Origin of the sequence: Arenimonas donghaensis DSM 18148 = HO3-R19 (genome assembly GCF_000743535.1) — a bacterium.
Classification (GTDB): domain Bacteria; phylum Pseudomonadota; class Gammaproteobacteria; order Xanthomonadales; family Xanthomonadaceae; genus Arenimonas; species Arenimonas donghaensis.
This window is the reverse complement of record NZ_AVCJ01000010.1, coordinates 1-22,880: the sequence shown is the minus strand read 5'-3', so window position 1 is coordinate 22,880 and position 22,880 is coordinate 1. Positions and strand designations below refer to the sequence as shown.

Annotated in this window: 24 protein-coding genes; 14 read left to right on the top strand and 10 right to left on the bottom strand. The window is 70.5% G+C overall.

Annotated elements, in window-relative coordinates:
• Positions 1–15: 15 nt before the first annotated feature.
• Positions 16–501 (bottom strand): Mpo1 family 2-hydroxy fatty acid dioxygenase, encoded by a 486-nt coding sequence (locus tag N788_RS05835; protein ID WP_425476477.1) that lies wholly within the window; start codon positions 499–501, stop codon positions 16–18.
• Positions 502–527: 26 nt separating this feature from the next.
• A complete protein-coding gene (locus tag N788_RS05830; protein ID WP_034222316.1) occupies positions 528–1,424 on the bottom strand; it encodes a phosphoribosylaminoimidazolesuccinocarboxamide synthase in 897 nt (298 codons plus the stop codon).
• A gap of 94 nt (positions 1,425–1,518) precedes the next feature.
• Here N788_RS05830 and N788_RS05825 point away from each other — a divergent pair, with 94 nt between their 5' ends.
• From N788_RS05825 to rpe, 3 genes are read left to right on the top strand one after another with little or no spacing between them, the layout of a single operon-like run.
• On the top strand, positions 1,519–1,881 hold the full coding sequence (locus tag N788_RS05825) for a c-type cytochrome (protein WP_034222314.1): 363 nt from the start codon (positions 1,519–1,521) through the stop codon (positions 1,879–1,881).
• On the top strand, positions 1,878–2,204 hold the full coding sequence (locus tag N788_RS05820; RefSeq protein WP_034222311.1) for a J domain-containing protein: 327 nt from the start codon (positions 1,878–1,880) through the stop codon (positions 2,202–2,204). The genes N788_RS05825 and N788_RS05820 overlap by 4 nt, the downstream gene beginning before the upstream one ends.
• Positions 2,205–2,211: 7 nt before the next feature.
• On the top strand, positions 2,212–2,889 hold the full coding sequence (gene rpe, locus N788_RS05815) for a ribulose-phosphate 3-epimerase (protein ID WP_034222308.1): 678 nt from the start codon (positions 2,212–2,214) through the stop codon (positions 2,887–2,889).
• 6 nt (positions 2,890–2,895) lie between these two features.
• Here the strand turns inward: rpe and N788_RS05810 are convergent, their stop codons facing one another.
• The 3 genes from N788_RS05810 to N788_RS05800 form a co-directional block, all read right to left on the bottom strand.
• Complete coding sequence (locus N788_RS05810; RefSeq protein WP_152560396.1) at positions 2,896–3,555, bottom strand: class GN sortase; 660 nt, start codon at positions 3,553–3,555, stop codon at positions 2,896–2,898.
• On the bottom strand, positions 3,552–3,734 hold the full coding sequence (locus N788_RS05805) for a hypothetical protein (protein WP_034222305.1): 183 nt from the start codon (positions 3,732–3,734) through the stop codon (positions 3,552–3,554). Before N788_RS05805 ends, N788_RS05810 begins: the two co-directional genes overlap by 4 nt.
• Positions 3,735–3,890: 156 nt before the next feature.
• Positions 3,891–5,903: a marine proteobacterial sortase target protein gene (locus N788_RS05800; RefSeq protein WP_051924413.1), complete on the bottom strand. Its 2,013-nt coding sequence runs from the start codon at positions 5,901–5,903 to the stop codon at positions 3,891–3,893.
• A gap of 141 nt (positions 5,904–6,044) precedes the next feature.
• Between N788_RS05800 and pdsR the strand changes: the two genes are divergently transcribed.
• The 5 genes from pdsR (at position 6,045) to N788_RS05775 (ending at position 15,137) form a co-directional block, all read left to right on the top strand.
• Positions 6,045–6,734, top strand: a complete 690-nt coding sequence (gene pdsR, locus N788_RS05795) for a proteobacterial dedicated sortase system response regulator (RefSeq protein WP_034222302.1) — start codon at positions 6,045–6,047, stop codon at positions 6,732–6,734.
• A 7-nt stretch (positions 6,735–6,741) separates the two neighbouring features.
• The gene (locus N788_RS05790) at positions 6,742–8,757 is read left to right on the top strand and encodes an ATP-binding protein (protein WP_034222299.1); all 2,016 of its coding nucleotides are present in this window, start codon (positions 6,742–6,744) and stop codon (positions 8,755–8,757) included.
• 121 nt (positions 8,758–8,878) lie between these two features.
• Positions 8,879–10,354, top strand: coding sequence for an anthranilate synthase component I (gene trpE / locus N788_RS05785; protein WP_034222296.1), 1,476 nt, complete (start codon positions 8,879–8,881; stop codon positions 10,352–10,354).
• Positions 10,355–10,364: 10 nt separating this feature from the next.
• Positions 10,365–12,113: a sensor domain-containing diguanylate cyclase gene (locus N788_RS05780; protein ID WP_152560394.1), complete on the top strand. Its 1,749-nt coding sequence runs from the start codon at positions 10,365–10,367 to the stop codon at positions 12,111–12,113.
• Between the two features lie 57 nt (positions 12,114–12,170).
• Entirely contained in the window at positions 12,171–15,137 is a 2,967-nt protein-coding gene (locus N788_RS05775; RefSeq protein WP_152560393.1) for an autotransporter outer membrane beta-barrel domain-containing protein, read from the top strand.
• A 60-nt stretch (positions 15,138–15,197) separates the two neighbouring features.
• On the opposite strand, the gene N788_RS13840 is transcribed toward N788_RS05775, so the two are convergent.
• Entirely contained in the window at positions 15,198–15,548 is a 351-nt protein-coding gene (locus N788_RS13840; RefSeq protein WP_051924412.1) for a MerR family transcriptional regulator, read from the bottom strand.
• A 306-nt stretch (positions 15,549–15,854) separates the two neighbouring features.
• Here N788_RS13840 and N788_RS05765 point away from each other — a divergent pair, with 306 nt between their 5' ends.
• From N788_RS05765 to N788_RS05745, 5 genes are read left to right on the top strand one after another with little or no spacing between them, the layout of a single operon-like run.
• Positions 15,855–16,442 (top strand): anthranilate synthase component II, encoded by a 588-nt coding sequence (locus N788_RS05765; RefSeq protein ID WP_034222287.1) that lies wholly within the window; start codon positions 15,855–15,857, stop codon positions 16,440–16,442.
• A 23-nt stretch (positions 16,443–16,465) separates the two neighbouring features.
• Complete coding sequence (gene trpD / locus N788_RS05760) at positions 16,466–17,500, top strand: anthranilate phosphoribosyltransferase (RefSeq protein WP_034222284.1); 1,035 nt, start codon at positions 16,466–16,468, stop codon at positions 17,498–17,500.
• Between the two features lie 4 nt (positions 17,501–17,504).
• Complete coding sequence (locus N788_RS05755; protein WP_034222281.1) at positions 17,505–17,855, top strand: antibiotic biosynthesis monooxygenase family protein; 351 nt, start codon at positions 17,505–17,507, stop codon at positions 17,853–17,855.
• The gene (gene trpC / locus N788_RS05750) at positions 17,852–18,640 is read left to right on the top strand and encodes an indole-3-glycerol phosphate synthase TrpC (protein WP_034222278.1); all 789 of its coding nucleotides are present in this window, start codon (positions 17,852–17,854) and stop codon (positions 18,638–18,640) included. The genes N788_RS05755 and trpC overlap by 4 nt, the downstream gene beginning before the upstream one ends.
• A 4-nt stretch (positions 18,641–18,644) precedes the next feature.
• Positions 18,645–19,307 carry an HAD family hydrolase gene (locus N788_RS05745; protein ID WP_051924411.1) on the top strand — a complete coding sequence of 221 codons (663 nt, stop codon included), beginning with the start codon at positions 18,645–18,647 and terminating at the stop codon, positions 19,305–19,307.
• Positions 19,308–19,372: 65 nt separating this feature from the next.
• Here N788_RS05745 and N788_RS05740 read toward each other — a convergent pair whose 3' ends face one another.
• On the bottom strand, positions 19,373–19,831 hold the full coding sequence (locus tag N788_RS05740) for a GNAT family N-acetyltransferase (protein ID WP_051924410.1): 459 nt from the start codon (positions 19,829–19,831) through the stop codon (positions 19,373–19,375).
• 3 nt (positions 19,832–19,834) lie between these two features.
• Complete coding sequence (gene crp / locus N788_RS05735; RefSeq protein WP_034222380.1) at positions 19,835–20,506, bottom strand: cAMP-activated global transcriptional regulator CRP; 672 nt, start codon at positions 20,504–20,506, stop codon at positions 19,835–19,837.
• Positions 20,507–20,689: 183 nt separating this feature from the next.
• On the opposite strand from crp, the gene speD reads away from it, so the two are divergent.
• Positions 20,690–21,484 (top strand): adenosylmethionine decarboxylase, encoded by a 795-nt coding sequence (gene speD / locus N788_RS05730; protein WP_034222275.1) that lies wholly within the window; start codon positions 20,690–20,692, stop codon positions 21,482–21,484.
• Between the two features lie 54 nt (positions 21,485–21,538).
• Here speD and coq7 read toward each other — a convergent pair whose 3' ends face one another.
• Positions 21,539–22,183, bottom strand: a complete 645-nt coding sequence (gene coq7, locus N788_RS05725) for a 2-polyprenyl-3-methyl-6-methoxy-1,4-benzoquinone monooxygenase (RefSeq protein ID WP_034222273.1) — start codon at positions 22,181–22,183, stop codon at positions 21,539–21,541.
• The coding region (locus tag N788_RS05720) for a (Fe-S)-binding protein (RefSeq protein ID WP_160171911.1) at positions 22,180–22,880 on the bottom strand (701 nt) is incomplete at its 5' end. The genes coq7 and N788_RS05720, both read right to left, overlap by 4 nt.

Here is a 22,880-nt window from a genome sequence, read left to right as displayed (position 1 = left end):
ATTTCCGCCGGTGGATCAATGTTTCCAGCCGGCCTTGCGGTAGAGCTTGTCGAGCGTCCACAGCGGCCCGACCAGCAGGTACTTGAGGTCGGTGAAGAAGCTCGGGCGGCGGCCTTCGATCTTGTGGCCGATGAACTGGCCGACCCAGGCAAGCACGAACACGCCCAGCGCCAGCCAGGCCAGTCCCGCCATGCCCAGGGTTTGCGACAGCCAGTAATTGAGCAGCCCGAACCCGGCAAAAACCAGCAGCGCGCCCAGGGCCAGCGGCCGCGACAGGCGCCAGTACCAGGCCAGGGCCAGGAACATCGCCAGCCCCATCCAGGCGCCCGGCCGTGCCAGCGACGACGGCACCGGGATGACCCACAGCGCCGCCGTGACCGACCAGACGATGGCCGGCACGCAGACCAGGTGGATGGCCTGGTTGGTGGTGTTTTCGTGGTCGCCCGCGTAGCTGTCGAGCCAGCGGTCGATCGGCCGGCGCGGGTCGGGGGAATCCATCAACTCGGGTGAAGTGGCCATGGCGCTCCTCAGTCCAGTGTGATGTCGGCCAGTTTCGCCAGGGCCTCGGCGTACTTGGCGCGGGTGCCTTCGATGACGTTGGCCGGCAGCGTCGGCCCCGGCGCGGTCTTGCCCCAGTCCAGGGTCTCCAGGTAGTCGCGTACGAACTGCTTGTCGTAGCTGGGCGGGCTGGTGCCCACTTCGTACTGGTCGGCCGGCCAGAAGCGCGAACTGTCGGGCGTCAGCAGCTCGTCCATGACGTGCAGCACGCCGTTGTCGTCCAGGCCGAACTCGAGCTTGGTGTCGGCGATGATGATGCCGCGCTCGGCCGCATAGCGGGCCGCGAACTTGTAGATCTGCAGGGTCGCCGCGCGGATCTGTTCGGCCAGGTCGGCGCCGACCTTGGCGACCATGGTGTCGAAGCTGATGTTTTCGTCGTGTTCGCCCACCGCTGCCTTGCTCGAGGGCGTGAAGATCGGCTGGGGCAGGCGCTCGGCCTGGCGCAGGCCGTCGGGCAGGCGGATTTCGCAAACCGCGCCGGTGCGCTGGTAGTCCTTCCAGCCGCTGCCGATCAGGTAACCGCGCACGATCGCCTCCACCGGCACCGGACGCAGCTTCTTGGTGACCACCGAGCGCCGGGCGTAGAGGGCGACGTCGCTGCCTTCGGGAAGCACGCCGGCCACGTCTTCGTGGGTCAGGTGGTTGGGCACCAGGTGGGCGGTCTTGTCGAACCAGAAGTTGCTGATCTGGCAGAGCATCTCGCCCTTGCCCGGGATCGGGTCGGGCAGCACCACGTCGAAGGCCGACAGCCGGTCGCTGGCGACCATGAGCAAACGTTTGCCCGGCAGCTCGAACACGTCGCGGACCTTGCCGCGGTGGAACAGGGGCAGGCCGGGAAGGTCGGCGGTATGCAGGGTCGTCGGCACGGGCGTCTCAAGCTACGAAACCGGGCCCGCCATTGTACGTGTCCCGGGCGCCGGGTGCGCGCCGGCGGCCCGGGCCGGCTGCTAGAATCGCCGGATGCTCCGACCCACCTTCCTGTTGGGCCTGGTGCTGGCCCCGCTGGTGGCCTGCGCCGACGGCCAGACCGCCAACGCCCCGCTGCCGCAGGCCGCCGCCACCGGCGCGCCCGAGCGCCCGGCCAAGCTGGGCCTGTGCACGGCCTGCCACGGCGACGATGGCGTCAGCCGCAGCGCCGGCACGCCGCACCTGGGCGGGCAGGACCGCCTGTACCTGGCCCGGTCCCTGGCCGCCTACCGCAGCGGTGAACGCCGCCACGAGCCCATGACCAGCCTCGCCAACACGCTGCAGCCCCGGGACATCGAGGCCCTGGCGGCGTGGTATGCCGCCCAGCCGGGATTCACCGCCGGGAGCACGCCATGAGGTGGTACGGGAAATTGCTGGGCTTCATCGCCGGCTGGCTGCTGACCCGGCACCCGGCCGGCGCCGTGCTGGGACTGGCCATCGGCCACGCCTTCGACGCCGACTGGTTCCGCGCGAAGAAGTACGACCCCTACGCGGTGCTGGGCATCACCGAAGACGCCAGCGAGGCCGAGATCGACCGCGCCTATCGCCGGCTGATCACCCAGTACCACCCCGACCGCCTGGGCGGCATCGCCGAGGACCTGCGCAAGCAGGCCGAGGAAAAGGCGCGGGAGATCAACCACGCCTACGACCGCATCAAGAAGCTGCGCAACAAACCCTGAGGTAGCCATGTCGAACTGCATCATCGCCCCGTCCATCCTGTCGGCAAATTTCGCCAAGCTGGGCGAAGAGGTGGATGCCGTCATCGCCGCCGGCGCCGACTGGGTGCACTTCGACGTGATGGACAACCATTACGTGCCGAACCTGACGATCGGCCCGCTGGTCTGCGAAGCGCTGCGAAAGCACGGCGTCACCGCGCCGATCGACGTGCACCTGATGGTCAAGCCGGTGGACCGCATCATTCCCGACTTCGCCGCCGCCGGCGCCAGCCTGATCAGCTTCCATCCCGAGGCCAGCGAACACGTGCATCGGACCGTGCAGCTGATCAAGGCGCAGGGCTGCCAGGCCGGCCTGGTGCTCAATCCGGCGACGCCGGTGGAAGTGCTGGACTACGTGCTGCCCGAACTCGACCTGGTGCTGCTGATGTCGGTCAACCCGGGCTTCGGCGGCCAGGCCTTCATCCCCTCGGCGCTGGACAAGCTCAAGCGCGTGCGCGAGCGAATCGACACGCTCGGCAAGCCGATCCGCCTGGAGATCGACGGCGGCGTCAAGGCCGACAACATCGGCGCGATCGCCGCGGCCGGCGCCGACACTTTCGTCGCCGGCTCGGCCATCTTCAACGCGCCTGACTACCGCGACGTCATCACCCGCATGCGTGCCGAAGTTGCCGCCGCTGCCAAGCGCTGAAATCCCTCACCCGACGGGCACGAGGCTGACGACGTAACGCAGGGGTCCCCGCGCCGCGGTGGCATCGAAAGGCCAGCAGGTGACCAGCAACAGCTGGTCGTCGGCCGTGGCGGCGATGCGTTCGTGGCGGGCGTCCGCGACCCGGGTGGTTTCGACGACGTAGTTGCGTGAGCCCTCGCGTGTTTCCAGGACCAGGACATCGCCGTCGCGAAGATCCTGCAGCCAGCGGAAATGGGTGTCGCGGTGGCCGCTGATCACGATCGTGCCCGGCAGGCCGGGGCGCGCGCTCGACTCCGCCCAGCCCGGGCCGAAAGCCAAGGTCCGGCCGCTGTCGCCGGCCAGCACCACCTGGGAAACGTCCAGCCCCGGAGACGACAAGCGCGCCACCGGGTGCGTATCGGCCCAGGGCCAGGGCCGGTGCACGCCGCCATCGGCCAGGGTCTGGTGCCAGCTGCCTGTCAGCAGGACCTGCGCCAGGGCGGCCTTGGCCGGCAGCCAGGCCGCCTGCATCGCCATCACCGCGGCCGCCAGCAACAGGGCCCGCGCCAGCCAGCCGCGGGCGGTCGTCGTGCTGCCGCGAAGCCGGCGCGGGAGCGATCGCGCCGGCCGCAGTGGTGGGACTTCCGTGTCCCGAGGGTGCATCCGTGATGTGGCGGCGAAATTCACGGCGCCTCCTGCGCCGTCTTCGGGGAAGTCAGGGGCAAGGGCCGGCGGCGCAGCAGCGCACTGGCGTCGAACGGCACGAAGTACCAGTGCATGTGCGCCAGCGCGCGGGCCGTGGATCGATGGCCGGGTTCGGGCGCGGGTGGCGGCAAGCGATTGCGGTTTTCGACGATCAGGACCATGGCGACATCTCCTTGGCGTGGGATTTCGTGGGAGGGACTTCAGTCCCGAAAGGCTTCGGGGCCAAAACCCCTCCCACAGGGCGTGGGCTCGTCCGGACGCAGCAAACAAAGCAGCGCGGAGCAGAACAGGAAGGCCAGCAGGCGCGCGGCCATGGTTCAGCGCCTCGCGACGAGCAGGAGCAGGCTGCCCAGCAGCAGCACCGAGGCCAGGACCAGGTCGCGCAGCCAGCCGGTGCTGCCCTGCGCGAAGGCCAGGCTGCCGGCCGGCGTGGCGTTGGCCAGGCGGGTGCTGCCCAGGGATTCGCCCACCGGCCGCGCCGGCGTTTTGTCCACGGCCACCAGGCTGGTGTAGGTGCTCACCAGGCCATGGCGCAGGGCGACGTCGACGATGGCCGGGCGCAGGGTCTGGATGTCGCCGCCGCGGCGCAGTTCGTCTTCGAGCGCATCAATGCGGGCGCGGCCCCAGAGCCGGGCGACGCCGGGCGAGGGCTGGGACTTTTCACCGGCCAGGGTCATCCGGCGCGACCAGGGCTGCGGCGCCAGCCCGCGCACCGTCGCGACGCCGTCGATCCGGTCGAGGCGGGCGACCACCTGCACGGCCTCGCCTTCGTAGAGGTCGGGGATGCGCGACGGATAGGCGTCGGCGACGCCGGGCCAGTCCACCTGGATGTCACGCATCGCCGGGCGATCGAGCTTGGCCAGCAGGCCGTCCATCTTCTGCGCCACTTCGTTGACGTCGCGGACCACGATGCCGGTGCCGCGGCCCAGCTCGGCGGCCTTGGCCAGGAACTGGCCGTTGGGTGCACTGCCGATGCCGACCGGGAACAGGCGGCTGTTGCCGCGGCCCGTTTCGATCAGGCGCAGCAGCTGGTCCTCGTTGCCGATGGCGGCGTCGGTCGCCAGCACGACCTGGCGCAGGTAACCCTCCGGTGCCTGGCCGGCGAAGGCGGCCACCAGCGCCGGCAGCATCTCGGTCCCGCCCTCGGCGCGCAGCGAGCGTACCCAGGCCCGGGCACGGGCGACGTTGCCCGGCTGCGCCGGCACCGCATCGGCGAACAGCAGGTCGAAGTCATCGTCGAAGCGGATCACGTTGAAGCGGTCGCCGGGACGCAGTCGCGCCAGGGCACGGTCGGCGGCTTCGATGGCCTGGGCCATCGAGGCGCCGGCCATCGAACCGGAGTTGTCGATCACCAGGATCAGTTCGCGCGGCAGCGGCGCCACCGGCAGCGTCGGCGGCACCAGCATCAACAGGGCGAAGTCTTCGCCGGCGACGCGGTCGATGAACACGGCGCTGCGCGGGGCCTGGCTCGGCTCGGGTTCCCATTCCAGGGCGAAATCGCGGTCGCTGGCTTCGACCAGCTGGCTCAGCTCGACCCGGTGCCGGCCTTCGCCGCCGAACACCGTCACCGCATGCGTGGGGCTGTCGATGCGCCGAAGCGGCAGGCCGGCGTCGATCTCGGCGACCAGGGCGACCGTGGGTCCGGCGGCGACGCCACGATCGAGGCTGCCACCAACCGCGGGCAGATGCTCGGGCGCCGACGTCGACGCCATCGCGTGCAGGGCGAACGACGTTTCCGGCGCCGGGTCCGGCAGGTAGCGCGGCGTCAGCGTCAGCGGCAGCCCCAGCGAGAAGATGCCGTCGCGGAAGCTCACCGGCTGCCAGTAGCGGACCTCGATCTCGATCTCCTCGCCCGGGCCGATGTTGGCGACCGCGGTCTGGAACAGGTTCGGCCGGTTCTGCGACACCAGGCTGGCGCGCTGGCCGGCGGCGGCCGCGGCTTCGTAGGCGGCCCTGGCTTCCTGCTTCTCGCGGATTTCGCCTTCGATCAGGCGGTCGCCGATGCGCAGGCTCAGGTCGCCGACCGCGGCGTTTTCGGGCAGCGGCAGCAGGTAGCGGCCTTCGCGCCACTGGCTCGAATCGTTGCGATAGGTCTGGCGCACGGCGACTTCGGCCAGCAGGCCGTGGACCTGCATGTGCACCGTCGTGTCCATGGCCAGGCTGGCCACCCATTCGTCTCCTTCGCGCAGCATCAGGCCCTCCGGGTCCGGGCTGGCCTGGGCCAGCAGCGGCAGCAGCGAAAGCACCAGCCCGGCCAGCCAGCGGCGGGTCCAGCCGGCGGTGCGCAGCGAACGGTAGAAGCGGGGTTTGCGGGTTTCGCGCTCGGTCATGGCAGCTCTCCGTGGGGACAGCTGCATCACATCGCGGCCGTGGGCCGGTCGCCGGGCAGGCAAGGGCAGGGCGCTGACGAGTTGTGGCGATTCGCGGGCAACGCATTGCCCGCCCGCGGCGGCTGGCCTAGGCTGGCCGCCATGTCACGCACCGTTGCCATCGTCGAAGACGAACCCGCCATCCGCGACAACTACGCCGAAGCGCTGCGCCGGCATGGTTACGGCGTCCTGCCCTTCGCCAGCCGCGCCGAGGCGCAGGCGGCCTTCGCGGCGAAGTTGCCGGACCTGGTGATCATCGACGTCGGCCTGGGCGACGAACCCGAGGGGGGCTTCGACCTGTGCCGGGAGCTGCGCGCGAAATCGGCGACGCTGCCGATCCTGTTCCTCACGGCGCGCGACTCGGATTTCGACGTCATCTCCGGCCTGCGCCTGGGCGCCGACGATTATCTGAGCAAGGGCACCAGCCTGCCGCAGCTCACGGCGCGCATCCACGCCCTGTTCCGGCGGCTCGATTCGCTGGCGGCGCCGCGGGTGAAGGAGCAGGTGTTCCGCCTGCGCGGGCTGAGCCTGGAGCTCGAGCGCATGCGCGTCACCTGGAACGACCAGGAAGTGGGGCTGACGGTCACCGAGTTCTGGATGGTGCATGCGCTGGTGCGCTACCCGGGCCACGTGAAGTCGCGCGAGCAGTTGATGCGCGAAGCCCAGGTCGTGGTGGACGACGCCACCATCACCTCGCACATCAAGCGCATCCGGCGGAAGTTCCAGGCGCTCGACCCGGCTTTCGACGACATCGACACCGTGCACGGTGCCGGTTACCGCTGGCGCGCCTGAGCCCGGCATGGGCCTGCGCACGAAGCTGCTGCTGGTGGCGCTGTCGATCCTGGCCTTGCCCTGGGCCGGCTGGCAGTTCGTGCGGCAGATGGAAACCCTGCTGCGCCAGGGCCAGGAACAGGCGCTGCTCGCCTCGGCCGAAGCCCTGGCACGTGGCGTGGCGGTGCGCCCGGGCGGCCTGCCGCCGGCCGGCGAGAGCTGGTTCGTGCATCCGCTCGATTTCGCCCCGCGCCTGGATGGCGACGCCGCCGACTGGCGCGGCGCGGCCGCCGTGCCGCTGGCCTTCGGCTCGCCACGCCCGTGGGTGAGGGCGGCGGCGGGTCGCGCCAACGAGCGCCTGCACCTGTGGATTTCGGTGGACGATGCCAGCGCCCAGCGCGGTGAAGCCCATTGGCCGGCCGACCTTCATTTCGACCGGGTCGACCTGCGCTTGCTCGGGCGCGGCTCCGACCTGGCGCTGCGACTGGCCAACAGCGGCAGCGGCCCGCTGCGCGTGGCCGGCGAAGACGGGCTGCCACCGCCCGTGCGGATCGAAGGGGTCTGGCGGGAACGCGAGGGCGGTTACGACATCGAGCTGGCGCTGCCCCAGGACTTCAGCGTTCGCGCCGTCGGACTGCGGGTGCGCGATGTCGACGCGAGCGGCACCGAGCGCATCGCCGGCGTCGCCGGGGACGGGCGGGTCGGGCTGCTGCCCCTTCACGGGTTCGTGGAGTCGCTGGAGCCGGCGCTGCAGGCGCTCGCGCCCGAAGGCATGCGCGTGCGCGTCGCCGATCGCGACGGCTGGGTGCTGGCGCGCGCCGGCGAACTGCGGGCCGATGCGTCCGAGGAAGACATCCTGCCCTGGCGGCGCAGCCTGTACCGGGCCCTGCTGTTCCGCGACGTCACGGCCACGATCGATGAATCGGCGCTGGCCCGGCGCCTGGTGCGCGCCGAGGTCGCCGCCGCGGTGGCCGGCACGCCGGCGGTGACCTGGCGCCGTGATCCGGCCGGCGCGCGCCTGCTGCTGTCCGCCGCCGTGCCCCTGGAGGTCGCCGGCCAGGTCCGCGGCACGGTGCTGATCGAGCGCTCCAATTCCGAAGTGCTGCTGCTCACCGACCAGGCGTTTTCCGGCCTGCTCGGCGTCAGCCTGGTGGCTTTCCTGGCCTCGGGCGGCATCATCCTGCTGTTCGCCACGCGCCTGGGCCAGCGCATCCGTCGCCTGCGCGACGCCGCCGAAAGCGCGCTTGATCGCGAAGGCCGGGTCACGCCCTTCCCGCGCACGGCCGCCCGCGATGAAATCGGCGACCTCTCGCGCAGCTTCGCCCGCCTGCTCGACCAGGTCGCGGCCTACACCGACTACCTGCGCTCGCTGTCGGGCAAGCTTTCGCACGAACTCAACACGCCGCTGGCGATCGTGCGCAGCTCGCTGGACAACCTCGACCACGCCCGGCTCGACCCCGAGGCCCGCGTGGTGGTGGCCCGTGCCCGTGACGGCGTTGAACGCATGGGCCACCTGGTGCGGACGATGAGCGAAGTCACCCGCATCGAACACGCCATCGAGGCTGCGGAGGCCGAGGACGTGGACCTGCGCCGGTTGCTGGAGGACTGCGCCGGGGCGTATCGCGGGCTGCTGGCACCACGCACGCTGGCACTGGAGCTGCCGCCCGGGGCGCTGCCGTTGCGGGCTTCACCCGAGCTGCTGGTGCAGGCCCTGGACAAGCTGGTCGACAATGCCCGCGGCTTCACGCCGGAAGACGGCTGGGTGCGGCTGTCGGCAACCGGCGAACCCGGCGGCGTGCGCATCGCGCTGGCCAACCAGGGGCCGCGGTTGCCCGAAACGATGCGGGGCCGGCTGTTCGATTCCCTGGTGAGCCTGCGCGACAAGACCCAGCGCGGCGAAGGCGCCGCCCACCTGGGCCTGGGCCTGTACGTGGTGCGCCTGGTCGCCGACCTGCATCGCGGCCATGCCGAAGCGCGCAACCTGCCCGACGGCGACGGCGTCGAATTCAGCCTGCACCTGCGCGGCATGCCGCCGTCTTTGTAGGAGCGCCTTCAGGCGCGAATCTTTTGGCTTTGCCTGGAGGCAAAGGACCGCTTCGCGCCTGAAGGCGCTCCTACAAACGGGCCCGGATATACTCGGGCCTTCGCCACGCCCGGAACCCGCCTTGATCTCCGCCGAAGACTTCCAGACCCTGGCCAGGGCCGGCCACAACCGCATCCCGGTGGTGCGCGAGGTGCTGTCCGATCTCGACACGCCGCTGTCGGTCTACCTGAAGCTGGCCGACGGTCCGCACACCTACCTGTTCGAGTCGGTCGAAGGCGGCGAGACCTGGGGCCGGTACTCGATCATCGGCCTGCCGGCGCGGCGCACCTACACCTTCCGCGGCCACGACCTGCAGGTGCGCGACCACGGCGAAGTGGTTCAAACGCGCACGCTGGAAGACCCCCTGGCCGAAGTGGACCGCCTGCGGGCCTCCTTCACGGTGCCACGCCTCCCCGGCCTGCCGGACTTCACTGGCGGCCTGGTGGGCTATTTCGGCTTTGAAACCATTGGCTGGATCGAGTCGCGCCTGGCCGGCGGCGACAAACCCGACCAGCTGGGCACGCCCGACGCCTTGCTGATGCTCAGCGAGGAAGTCGCGGTCTTCGACAACCTCAAGGGCCGCCTGTACCTGGTGGTGCACGCCGACCCGGGCGAGCCGCAGGCCTACGCCCGCGCCGTGCGCCGGCTCGACGAGCTGGTGCACCGGCTGCGCCATTCGGGCCGCAGCTATCCCGACGTGCTCGACCCCTCGCTGCTGCAGGAGCAGGACTTCGTCTCCGGTTTCACCCGCGAGGGTTTCCTGGTCGCGGTGGAGCGCTGCAAGGAGTACATCCGCGCCGGGGACATCTTCCAGGTCGTGCTCAGCCAGCGCATGAGCGTGCCCTTCCGTGCCCGGCCGGTGGACGTGTACCGCGCCCTGCGCGCGCTCAACCCGTCGCCCTACATGTATTTCCTCGACCTGGGCGACACCCAGGTGGTGGGCAGTTCGCCCGAGATCCTGGTGCGCCTGCAGGGCGGCGAAGTGACGGTGCGACCGATCGCCGGCACCCGCCCGCGCGGGGACACGCCCGAAGCCGACGCCGCGCTCGAAGCCGAACTGCTGGCCGACCCGAAGGAGCGCGCCGAGCACCTGATGCTGATCGACCTGGGCCGCAACGACGTCGGCCGCGTCGCCGAGCCGGGCAGCGTCGAGGTGCCCGACCGCTTCATCATCGAACGCTATTCGCACGTCATGCACATCGTCAGCGAAGTGCGCGGCCAGCTGCAGCCGGGCCTGAGTTTCGCCGACGTCATCAAGGCGACCTTCCCGGCGGGCACCGTCAGCGGTGCGCCGAAGATCCGCGCCCTGGAAGTGATCCGCGAACTGGAGCCGATCAAGCGCAACATCTATTCCGGCGCCGTCGGCTACCTCAACTGGTGGGGCGACGCCGACACCGCGATCGCCATCCGCACCGCCGTGATCCAGGACGGCCGCCTGCACGTGCAGGCCGGTGCCGGCATCGTGCACGACTCCGACCCGGTCAAGGAGTGGGAGGAAACCATGAACAAGGGCCGGGCGCTGTTCCGCGCCGTGGCCCAGGCGGCCGGCGGGCTCTGAGGTGGCGCCGGTGGAAAAGGTCGTCGGCCGTTTCCGCCCCCGCAGCGCCGGCCTGCGCCTGTGGCTAGCCCTGAGTTTCGGCCTGTTGGCGATCGTGATGGTCGGCGTGCTTTCCTGGCGGGTCGAACGCGTGGCGACCGACAAGCTCCAGGACGACATCGGCCTGCGCCTGCAGGCGCGCGCCCTGGCGCTGGCCGGCCGGCTTGATCGTGGCCTCTTCGAGCGCCTCAACGACATGCGCGCCCTGGCCCTGATGCCGATGCTCGACGAGCCCGAGGAGAACGAGCAGGTGCTTCGCGACCTGTTCGACCTGATGCAGCTCACGTTTCCGGATTACCTCTGGATCGGCGTGGTCGGCGCCGACGGCAAGGTCCGGGTCGGCAGTCGTGGCCTGCTGGAAGGGGACGATGCTTCGGCGCGTCCCTGGTTCATCGGCGGGATCAAGGATCTTTACGTCGGCGACCTGCACGAGGCCCTGCTGCTGTCGAAATACATGAGCGGCCCCGGCGGCGAACCGCTGATCGTGCTGGACGTCGCGGCCCCGGTGCACGACGACCATGGCGCCGTGGTCGGCGTCATGATCGCCCAGCTGTCGTGGCGTTGGGCCGAGGGCCTGCGCCAGGACCAGATGCGTCCCAGCCGGGCCAACGACCCGGTCGAGGTGTTCTTCCTCAGCCCGGAGGGCGAGGTGCTGATGGGCCCGGGCGACATGCGCGGAACGGTGCTGCGGACCCCCAGCGCCCTGGCCGTGGCGCGTGGCGAACGCGGCGCCGTGCTCGAAACCTGGCCCGATGGCCGCCAGTACCTGACCGGCTACGTCCCGACTGAGGGCCACGAAGCCTATGGCGGCCTGGGTTGGACGGTGCTGGTGCGCAAGCAGGCGGACCTGGCCTTTGAACCCGTGCATGAACTGAGCCGGCAGGTCTGGGTGGCGGCGATCGTCCTGACCATCATGTTCCTGCTGCTGGGCACCGTGATGGCGCGCGGGATTGGTGCGCCGCTGCATGCGCTGGCCCGGTCGGCCAAACAGATCCAGGCACGCGAGCCCGGCGCGGCCTTTCCGCCCGCGCGCGGCTATCGGGAAGCGCGTGAACTCACCGGCGCCCTGCGCAGCCTCGTGGATGACCTCACCGCCCACGAGCACGAGCTCACCAAGATGGCCGAAGGCCTCGAACAGCGCGTGCGCGAACGTACCCAGGCCTTGAGCGAAGCCAATGCCCAGCTCGAGGTCCTGGCCATGACCGACGGCCTGACCGGCCTGGCCAACCGCCGCCACTTCGGCGACCAGCTGGCCCGCGCGACGACCCGGGCGGCTGAAACCGGGCGTCCGTTGAGCCTGGTGACCCTGGACATCGACCACTTCAAGGCCATCAACGACCAGCATGGTCACCCGGCCGGCGATGTGGTGCTGCGCCGGATGGCGCTGCTGCTGGAGGAAGAAGTCCGGGCCAGCGACCTGCTGGCCCGCGTCGGCGGCGAGGAGTTCGCCGTGCTGGCGGTGGACACCGGCATGATCGAGGCCAGCCAGCTGGCCGAACGCCTGCGTGCCGCCGTCGAGGGCGCCGGGCCGTTGCCGGTCGGCCGCACCTCGGTGCCGGTCACCATCAGCCTGGGCGTGGTGACCCGCCGGATCCAGGCCGGCGAGGTGACGCGGGCCCCCGAGCAGTTGCTCGCCGCGGCCGACGATGCCCTCTACCGGGCCAAGCGCAATGGCCGCAATCGGGTGGAAGTCTCGACGGGGGCGGTGCCGGACGCTTGACCTTGCACCTGCTGCAAGCCCTAGCGTCCGGGTCCCCCTCCCGATGGCGCACTATCCATGAACTCAAATATTCCCGGTTCCGCCCGGAACATCCGGCGGTCTTCGCTTTTCCTCGCCCTGGCGGCGGCAATTCCCTGCCTGGCGCTTCCTGCCTACGCCAGTGAAGAATGTGGCGCCGCCAGCCCGGGCGGCGAGGTGGTGTGCACGCCCGACGGCAGCGGGCCGGTACCAAGCCTGAACTACACCGGCGTTTCCGACTTCCGCCTGCGCCTGGGCGAAGGCTTCGCCGTGGACGGCAACCTGCTTCCCGAAGGTGACACCGCGGTGGTGCTGTACGGCGAAGGCGAACTGAGCCTGTTCGCCGAGGACGGCACCGTGATCCAGGCGCACCACGCCTGGCCGGCGGTCGACGTCGTCTCCAATTCCGGCGCGGTCAACGTGCGCGTCGACCAGGTGCTGGGCGGCAACATCGGCGTCGCGGCGCTCGCGGCCGGCGACGTCACCGTCTGGGCCAACTACGTCGAGGGCGGCGTCGCCATCGACGCCTACAGCCTCGGTGGCAACGTCCTGGTGGACGTGGCCGGCGTGCAGGCCTGGGGTCCGCTGGCCACCGGCGTGAGTGCCATCACCGAACGTGGCGACGTGACCGTGCTCGCGGGCGGCGCCATCGTCGAGGGCGACTTCAGCACCGGCCTGCAGGCCGTCAGCCTGGATGGCTCGGTGGCGATCGAAGCGGGTTTCGTCCGCGCCGAAGGCCTGGGTGCCTACGCGGTGCTGGCGCAGTCCTGGGAAGGCGGCGACGTGATGGTCGACGTCGGGACCGCGGCGGCCATCGGCGAGGGCAGCGTGGCCGTGTTGGCCGGCGCGGGCTTCGGCGACGTCGGCGTGCGCGCCGGCTGGATCGGCGCGAGCGGCAGCTACGGGCTGGGCCTGGGCGTGTTCGCCTTCGAAGGCAGCGCCTTCGTCGACGTCGACAACCTGGGCACGGACGGCGACTTCACCCGCGGCATGGACATCGGTGCGCTGCACAACGTGCATGTCAGCAACGGCTCGGTCTTCACCAGCGGCTACGCGGCCGACGCCATCAACATCGAAACCACCGGCATCGTTTCGGTCCAGTCCGGTCGCCTGACCACGTATGGCGATGACTCGGCCGGCCTGCGCGTGCTCACCAGTGCCGACATCCTGGTCAACATCGACGACATCGAGACCTACGGTGAACGTTCGACGGCCATGCAGCTCTCGAGCGGCAACGGCGACATCACCGCCCGTGTCGGCAACGTGCATTCACGCGCGACCAGCGGCGACTGGTACGGCATCGGCATCAACGCCGACAGCGGCATGGCGCGCTTGCTGGTGGATGGCGCGGTGCGGGTGGAATCCGGTTACGCCATCACGGCCGGTAGCTGGTTCGGCTCGGCGCACGTGCGCGTCAACGAGGGAGGCTCGGTCTATGGCGAAACCACGGCCATCGATGCCGCCACCGCGTTGGGAACCCGCGTCGACATCGCCGGCACGGTTTCGAGCACGCGCGGTCCGGTGATCACGATCCGGGGCACCGACGAAGGCGACGGCGCCGCCGACATCCGCCTGGCCTCGACCGGCGAACTGCACGGCTGGCTCGAGCTCTCGGGCGGCGCCGACGTGGTGACCAACGCCGGCCAGTTCATCACCAGCGGCACCAGCCAGTTCGGCGCCGGCCAGGACCAGTTCCTCAATACCGGCCGCGTCCGCCTGGACGACGCGGCGACGTCGGCGCGACTGCAGGGGCTGGAGCGTTTCGAAAACGCAGGGCTGCTGACCCTGGCCAATGGCCGCGCCGGCGACGTGTTCGTCATCGACGGCACCCTGCACGGCGCCCAGGGCGGGCGCCTGGTCGTGGACCTGGAGCTCGACGGCTTCGCCACCGACCGCATCGAAGTGGGTGCACTCTCGGGCCGCAACGAGCTGAGCCTTGCCTTCGTGGGCGCCGGTTCGCTGCTGGGCCTGGACGGCGTGCAGGTGCTCAGTTCGGCCGCGAACCAGGACGGCAGCGAACTGGTGCTGGCGGCCGGAAGCCGCAACCGCGGTTTCATCGGCCTGGAACTGGACTACGACGGCTTCGGCAACTGGCGCCTGGAAAGCGACCTCAGCGACGCGGCCTACCTGGCGGGCGCCGTTCCGGCGGGCGCGCGCGAACTGTGGCGGCAGGGCACGCAGGCGGTCACCAGCCACCTCGACGCCACCGGCCGGCAGGCCGATGCCCACGGCGCCTGGCTGCAGGTGCTGGGCGGTGACTTCGACGGCAAATCGCAGTTCACGCACGCTCAGGGCCGGCGCAACCTGGACTGGCAGGGGTCGCACCAGGGGGTGCAGGCAGGCTGGGAAACCACGCTGGGCAACTGGCGCGCCGGCGTGACCGCGGGCATGGGCGAAGCCGACATGGACCTGGGCGGCGCCGAACAGACCCGCCTCGACGCCGTCAATGCCGGCGTGTACGCGCGCTACAGCAAGGATGGATGGTTCGCGGGGGCACAGCTTCGCGGCGAACGTTTCGACCTGGAATCGGACTGGGCCTCCATCGGCCTGGAAGATTCGGGCAGCGGCAGCGCGATCGGCCTGCAGATCGAGGGCGGCCGTCGCTTCGCGCTGTCCGGGATCTGGATCGAGCCCAGCGCCAGGCTGTCGTGGGTGGACCTGTCGCTTCCGGCGCTGGACGGCGCCGGCGGTGAGGTGCACTGGCAGGAAGGCGCCGGTGGCGCCGGCGAGCTGGGGCTGAGCATCGGCCTGGCCGAGGGCTGGCACGGCCTGTACCCATACGCCTCGATGTCGATCTCGCGCGAGTTCGGCGGCGGCGACGCCACCCGCTACGACACCGGCTTCGACGACGTGGTGGTGGACCAGGAAGGGGGCCGCAGCTTCGGCCGCTTCGCGGCGGGCCTGCAGTGGAACATCGGTCGGGCGCAGCTGTACGGCGAAGTGGACGCACGCACGGGTGACCTGGAAGGTTCGACGGCGCGCCTGGGCGTGCGCGTGAACTTCTGAGCCGGTGCCTGTCCGGCGGCAACCCCGGCCCGTGCCGGGGCTCCCGTCGGGCAGGCCGGGTCAGCGGCCGGACCCGTCCAGCCAGCGGCCCAGGTGCCGGCGCAGCCGTGCGCCACGCTGGATCTCACGGTCCAGGTGGTCAAGGTGCTGGCGCAGGATGTCCCGCAATCCGACCAGGTCGCCATCGCCACGGTTGGCCTTGGCGATCTGGTCCATCGACAAACCCAAACGACGGGCCCGGCAGACCAGCCGGGCCCGTTGCATGTCGGCCGAGGAATATTTCCGATAGCCCGCGGCCGACCGGGCCGCGCCAGGAAGCAGGCCGCGGCGTTCGTACAGTCGGAGCGTGGCGGGGCTGACACCGAGGCGGCGTGCCGCCTCGCCGATGTCCAGGGGGGAAGAGTGACGCATGAGGGGTGGGGAAACGTTGCAGGCGCGTAGTTTTCCGCGCCTTGCCCCGGGTGGGTCAACCGGGCCGGAAGTTGGTGCAGGCAGGCCACGGGATGGCCGCAAGCCGCGTCCCGCAAGGCTTCGCGGCATCGTGGTGGCGGGCAGCGACGGCAGTGGCCTACGAAGCTGCTGCCATCGCCGGGCATTGATGGTCGCCGGGGTACACGCAAAACGCAGCTTTGGCACCAGCGGACCCGCCGCCGGTCCATCCTCCGCTATCCTAGCGGGCCGGTTCGCCGGCGATGGAACCGCAAATTCGGGCCGCCCATGCTTTTGATGATCGACAACTACGACAGCTTCACCTACAACCTCGTCCAGTACCTGGGCGAGTTGGGCCAGGACGTGAAGGTGGTGCGCAACGACGAACTGACGGTGGCGGCGATCCGCGAGCTGGCGCCCGAACGCATCGTCATCTCGCCCGGCCCGTGCACCCCCAACGAAGCCGGCGTGTCGCTGCAGGTCCTGGAAACGCTGTCGGGCGTGGTGCCCATCCTGGGCGTTTGCCTGGGCCACCAGAGCCTGGGCCAGGCCTTCGGCGGCAAGGTGGTGCGGGCGCGCACGATCATGCACGGCAAGACCTCGCCGATCCGCCACAAGGGCGTGGGTGTGTTCGCCGGCCTGCCGGATCCGTTCGAGGCCACGCGCTACCATTCGCTGGTGGTGGAGAAGGACTCGCTGCCCGACTGCCTGGAAGTGACCGCCTGGACCGAGAACGACGACGGTTCCGTGGACGAGATCATGGGACTGCGTCACCGGACCCTGGCGGTGGAGGGGGTGCAATTCCATCCCGAATCGATACTCACGCAGCATGGGCATGACATGTTGCGCAATTTCCTCCAGGCGTCTCGCGCCTGAAGGCGCTCCTACAGGTGAAACCGATGTTGATCAAACCGCAGGACGCCCTGCAACGCGTCATCGAGAACCGCGAGATCTTCCACGACGAGATGGTCGACCTGATGCGCCAGGTGATGCGCGGCGACGTCTCGCCCGTCCTCACCGCCGCGATCCTCTCCGGCCTGCGCGTGAAGAAGGAAACCGTCGGCGAGATCGCCGGCGCCGCCCGGGTGATGCGCGAGTTCTGCGCCAAGGTGACCGTGCCCGACGCCGGCAACTTCGTGGATATCGTCGGCACCGGCGGCGACGGCTCGCACACCTTCAACATCTCCACCGCCAGCATGTTCGTGGTGGCCGCGGCCGGCGCCAAGGTCGCCAAGCACGGCAACCGCAGCGTGTCGTCGAAGTCCGGCAGCGCCGACGTGCTCGAGGCCCTGGGCGCGGTGATCGAACTGCAGCCCGACCAGGTCGCCGCCTGCATCGCCGAAACCGGCATGGGTTTCATGTTCGCACCCATCCACCATCCGGCGATGAAGAACGTGGCGCCGGTGCGCAAGGAAATGGGCGTGCGCACGCTGTTCAACATCCTCGGCCCGCTGACCAACCCGGCCGATGCGCCGAACATCCTGATGGGCGTGTTCCACCCCGACCTGGTCGGCATCCAGGTGCGCGTGCTGCAGCGCCTGGGCGCCAAGCGGGCCCTGGTGGTCTGGGGCCGCGACGGCATGGACGAGATTTCCCTGGGCGGGGCCACCTTGGTGGGCGAACTGCGTGGCAACGACGTGGTGGAGTACGAAATCCACCCGGAGGACTTCGGCATCCCGATGGCCGCCAGCCGCAACCTGCGCGTCGAGGACGCCGACCAGTCGCGGGCCATGCTGCTCGAGGCCGTGGACGGCAAGGACGGCCTGCCGCGTGAAATCGTCGCGCTCAACGCCGGCGCCGCGCTTTACGCCGCGGGTCGGGCCGTGTCCATCGCCGATGGCATCGCCCAGGCCCGCGCCGCGCTCACCGGCGGCAAGGCCCGCGCCAAGCTCGACCAGTTCGTCGCGGCCACCCGCCGCCTGGCAGGAAAGTAAGAACATGACCGAGCGATTCGCCAACACGCCGCAACCGCCGTATTACGCCGTGATCTTCAGCAACCAGCGCACGCCCGGCGACGAGGGTTACGGCGCCACCGCGGCGCGCATGGAGCAGCTTGCGCGCTCCCAGCCGGGCTTCCTGGGCATCGAAAGCACCCGTGACGAGGGCGGGTTCGGCATCACCGTCAGCTACTGGGAGTCCGAGGCCGCCATCGCCGCCTGGCGCGCCCAGGCCGAGCACAGCGACGCCCGCCGCGACGGCCGCGAACGCTGGTACGAACATTTCCAGGTCCGGGTGGCGAAGGTCGAACGCGCCTATGCCGGCCCGCCGGCCCGCGGAGCCGGTCAATGAGCGACATCCTGCAGACCATCCTGGCCCGCAAGGCCGAAGAGGTGGCGGAGCGGTCGACGCGGACGCCGCTGGCCGAGCTCGTGGCCCGTGGCGCGGACGCGCCGGCGCCGCGCGGTTTCGCCGCCGCGCTGCAGGCCAAGGTCGCGGCGGGATTGCCGGCGGTGATCGCCGAGGTCAAGAAGGCCAGCCCCAGCAAGGGCGTGATCCGCCCGGATTTCCGCCCCGCCGACATCGCCGCCAGCTACGAGCGCGGCGGCGCCGCCTGCCTGTCGGTGCTGACCGACGTGGACTTCTTCCAGGGCGCCGACGCCTACCTGCAGCAGGCGCGCGCCGCGTGCGCGCTGCCGGTGCTGCGCAAGGATTTCGTGGTCGATCCCTACCAGGTGCACGAGGCCCGCGCGCTGGGCGCCGACTGCATCCTGCTCATCGTCGCGGCCCTGGACGATCCGGCCCTGGCCAGCCTGTCGCACCTGGCGATGGACCTGGGCATGGACGTGCTGGTGGAAGTGCACGACATCGACGAGCTCGAGCGCGCGCTGCAGGTGGGCGCGCCCCTAGTGGGCATCAACAACCGCAGCCTGCGCACCTTCGAGGTCTCGCTCGACACCACGCTGGCGCTCAAGCCGGCGGTGCCGCCCGACCGCCTGCTGGTGACCGAAAGCGGCATCGCGACCCGCGAGGACGTGGCACGCATGCGGGCGAACGACGTGCACGCCTTCCTGGTCGGCGAGAGCTTCATGCGCGCGCCGGACCCGGGCGCCGAGCTGGCCAAGCTGTTCGGCTGAGGCCATGCCCGCCCGCGCCGCCACCGTCCTGTTCGATTTCGACGGCACCCTGGTGCGGGGCGACTGCGCGGCGGCCTGGCTGCGTGACCTGCTGGCCAGCCACCCGCTGCGGCGCTTGCTGGCCGGGGCCAGTTTCCCGGTGCTCAAGCCGGCCTTCGGCTGGTGGCGCGTGGCCTGGATGCCGGCCAGCTTCTACACCTGGCTGGCGACGGTGGGACGCACGGACGAGGCCCTGGCCGAGGCGCGGGAAGACTTCCTGCGCCTGTGCGCAACGCGCCGCGAACAGCTGCTGATCGCGCCGGCGGTGGCGCGCCTGCACGCCCACCTGGCGGCGGGCGACCCGGTGGTCATCGTCACCGGCGCCGAAGCCGGCCTGGCGCGCTCGCTGTGGCGGGCCCTGGGCCAGCCGGACGTACCGGTGGTCGGCTCCAGCGTCCGGCCGGCCCTGGGCGGCTACATCGGGGCCGAACACACCGTGGGGCCGCGCAAGCTCCGGGCGCTGGAACGGGCCGGCATCCACCCGCCGTTCGCCGCGGTGTATTCCGACAGCGCCATCGACCTGCCCCTGCTGTGCGAAACCGCCCGGCCGGTCCTGGTCCAACCCGACCCACGCAGCCTGGCCCGCGTCGACAAGCGCCTGCGCGGCGCCTTCGAAACCCTGCTCTGACGCTGTGGGAGGGACTTCAGTCCCGAAAGCTTTTCGGGACTGAAGTCCCTCCCACAGGGTCGGCTTCAGGCGCCTAGACGCTTGAGGAAGCGCAGGGCGCCGTCCTGGTAGCCGCAGGCGCGGTAGAAGTCGTGGGCATCGGAACGGCTGGCGGCCGAGGTCAGTTCGATGCGGGCGGCGCCGGCCTGGCGGGCGCGCTGCTCGGCCTCGCGCAGCAGCAGGCGGCCCACGCCCTGGCGTTGTTCGCCAGCGGCCACCGCCAGCGCCGTGATCCGGCAAGTCGGGCCGCCCAGCGGCAGGTAGTAGCGGATGTCCAGGGCCAGCAGCCCCACCAGGCAGCCATGGCGGTCGGCCACGAAGACCTGCTGGCCAGGTTCGTCCTGGATCGCCCGCAGGCGGGAGGCCGCTTCGTCCCGGTCACAGGGATAACCCAGCACCCCGAGCAGGGCCGCCACGCCGGCGGCGTCCTGGGCGGCGGCCGGCCGCACCAGCAAGGTGTCGGTGCCGGCGGCCAGGCGAGCCATCGGTCAGCGGGTGCCGTAGACCACGACGGTCTTGCCGCGGGCGTGCAGGATGCCCTGCTCCTGCAGCTGCTTGAGCACGCGGCCGGCCATCTCGCGGCTGCAGCCGACGATGCGCGCCAGCTCCTGGCGCGAGACCCGGATCTGGGTGCCCTGCGGATGCGACAGCGCGTCCGGCTCCTGGCACAGGTCGTGCAGCGTGCGCACGATGCGCCCGCTCACGTCCAGGAAGGCCAGCCGGCTCGCCTTGCGGCTCGTGTCCAGTAAACGCTTGGACAGCTGCAGGCCGATCGCGTACAGGATGCGCGGGCATTCGGCCGCCAGCGGTCCGGCGAAAAGCTGGTGCAGGCGGTCGTAGTTGATTTCGGCCAGCTCGCAGGCGCTGCGGGTGCGGACCACCACCGCGCGGGCGTCGGCCGCGAAGAACAGGCCCATCTCGCCGATGAACTCGCCGGCGTTGACGTAGCCCAGGATGAGTTCGCGGCCATCGGGTTCTTCGCTGACCACCGCCAGCGAGCCGCTGACCACGTAATAGAGCGACGTGGCGGGCGTGCCGGGGCGGAAGACGTCGTTGCGCGACGGGTAGCGGCGCCGGTGGCAATGGTCCAGGAACCGGCTGAACGTGGCGGCGTCCGGGGCCAACGGGCTGTTGACCACCTTGTGCGGCTGGATCGGCATCGGCGAAGTCCTGTCCTGCGCCATGGCGCGTCCTCGGCTGGCTTTGAAGCATTCAGCTTAGGCCGACGTGGCGCTATCGGCAATGCCGGAGGGGCCGCGGGAGGCCAAGGTTTCCCCCGGGGGGGATATGGCCGATAATGCCGGCCCTCCAGCTCCACCCCCTCCGAACGCAGGAAAGCCAACGTGGTCAAGCCGCTTCCGCGCCTCAGGCTCCAGGGATTCAACAACCTGACCAAAGCCCTGAGCTTCAACATCTATGACGTCTGCTACGCGGTCTCGGAAGAGCAGCGCCAGCGCTACATCGAGTACATCGACGAGGCCTACAACGCCGAGCGCCTGACCCAGATCCTGACCGACGTGGCCGAGATCATCGGCGCCAACATCCTGAACGTGGCCCGCCAGGACTACGACCCCCAGGGGGCTTCGGTGACGATCCTGATCTCCGAAGAGCCGGTGATCGACAAGAAGGCGGCCGGCAAGGAGATCATCTCCGACGCCGTGGTGGCGCACCTGGACAAGTCGCACATCACCGTGCACACCTATCCGGAAACCCATCCGCACAACGGCATCGCCACCTTCCGCGCCGACATCGACGTGGCGACCTGCGGCGTCATTTCGCCGCTGAAGGCCCTGAACTACCTGATCGAGAGCTTCGAGTCCGACATCGTGGTCATGGACTACCGCGTGCGCGGCTTCACCCGCGACGTGAAGGGCAAGAAGCACTACATCGACCACAAGATCAACTCGATCCAGGAGTTCATGTCCAAGCCGATCAAGTCGCGCTACGAGATGATCGACGTCAACGTGTACCAGGAAAACCTGTTCCACACGAAGATGCATCTCAAGGAGTTCGACCTCGATACGTATCTGTTCGAGGAGAAGGCCAAGAACCTGGGCTTCAAGGACCGCATGCGGATCGAAAACCAGCTCAAGCGCGAGATCGTCGAACTCTTCAACGGCCGCAACCTGGCCGACTGAAGGTCGGGACATCGCGACGGACAGGGCCCGGCACGCAGGTGTCGGGCCTTTTTCTTAGCCGCGGTAGGCGACGGCTTTCATGAGCCGCGACGAGAGCGCCATCAGGGTCGGGATCGGCTGCGGCAGCACGCGGGCGCCGGCCTGTTCGGCCGCGTCGGCGTGGCGGGCCTCGTCGGCCTTCATGGTGCGCAGGATGGCGCGGCTGCGTTCGTCGCCCGGCGGCAGGGTCTGCAGGTGTTCTTCCAGGTGCGCTTCCACCTGGCGTTCGGTTTCGACCACGAAACCCAGGTTCCAGCCGTCGCCGCGCAGGCCGGCCGCCACCCCGATGGCGTAGCTGCCGGCGTACCACAGGGGGTTGAACACGCTGGGCCGGCTGTCGAGCTCGGCCAGCCGGTCGCCGCACCAGGCCAGGTGGTCGGTTTCTTCCTGGGCCGCGTGCTGCAGGTGCCGGCGGGTGCTGTCATCGCGCGCCACGGCGGCCTGGCCCAGGTACAGCGCCTGCGCGCAGACCTCGCCCGTGTGGTTGATGCGCATCAGGCCGGCCGCGTGGCGGCGGTCCGGGTCGGCGAGCGCCAGTTCGGGCACGTCGCCGGCCGGATTGGGCCGTTCGGCGTGGGCCTGCCCCAGGCTGGTGCCCAGGGCGTGCTGGAATTCGATGATCAGCCGGTCCAGGGGGCTGAATTGGCGGGTCGCGGTCATGCCAGGTGCTCGGCCAGGAAGTGGATGGGGTGGCGCACCTTCATTGTAGTGCCGGCGGCCAGGTGCAGCCGGCAGCCGATGTTGGCCGACAGGAGTTCGGTGGCGCCGCTGTCGGCCAGCGCCTGCAGCAGCGGCGCGCGCAGGGCCGCGGCGCGGTCCGGCTCGGCCAGCTGGTGCAGGCCGGCGGCGCCGCAGCAGCCGGTGTCCGGCAGTTCCACCAGGTCCAGGCCGGGCACCCGCGCCAGCAGCCGGCGCAGGGCCGCGTCCGACTTCACGCTGCTGCGCTGGGTGCAGGGCAGGTGCAGGGCCACGCGCCGGGTCGCGGGCCGGAACGCCAGGCGATCAGCCGCCTGTTCGAGCAGCGCCAGCGGGTCCTCGACGCGGGTGCCGCTATCCAGGCTGCGGGCGAGGGCGTCGTGGCAGCCCGAGGCCAGGCAGAGCACGCGTTCCTGGCCGGCGAAGGCCCTGCGGTTGGCATCGGCCAGGCGCGCCGCGCCCGCGGCGTCGCCGGCGTGGGCGGCAGCGGCGCCGCAGCAGCCCTGGCCCACAGGCACCACCGCCTCCAGTCCGGCGCTCGCCAGCAGGCGCTGCAGGGCGGCCCGGGTGCCGGCTTCGTGCGACCGGGCAATGCAGCCGGCGAACAGCGCCACCCGGGCAGACCCGGGCGGCGCCGGCACGGACGGCGCGGGCGCCTCGC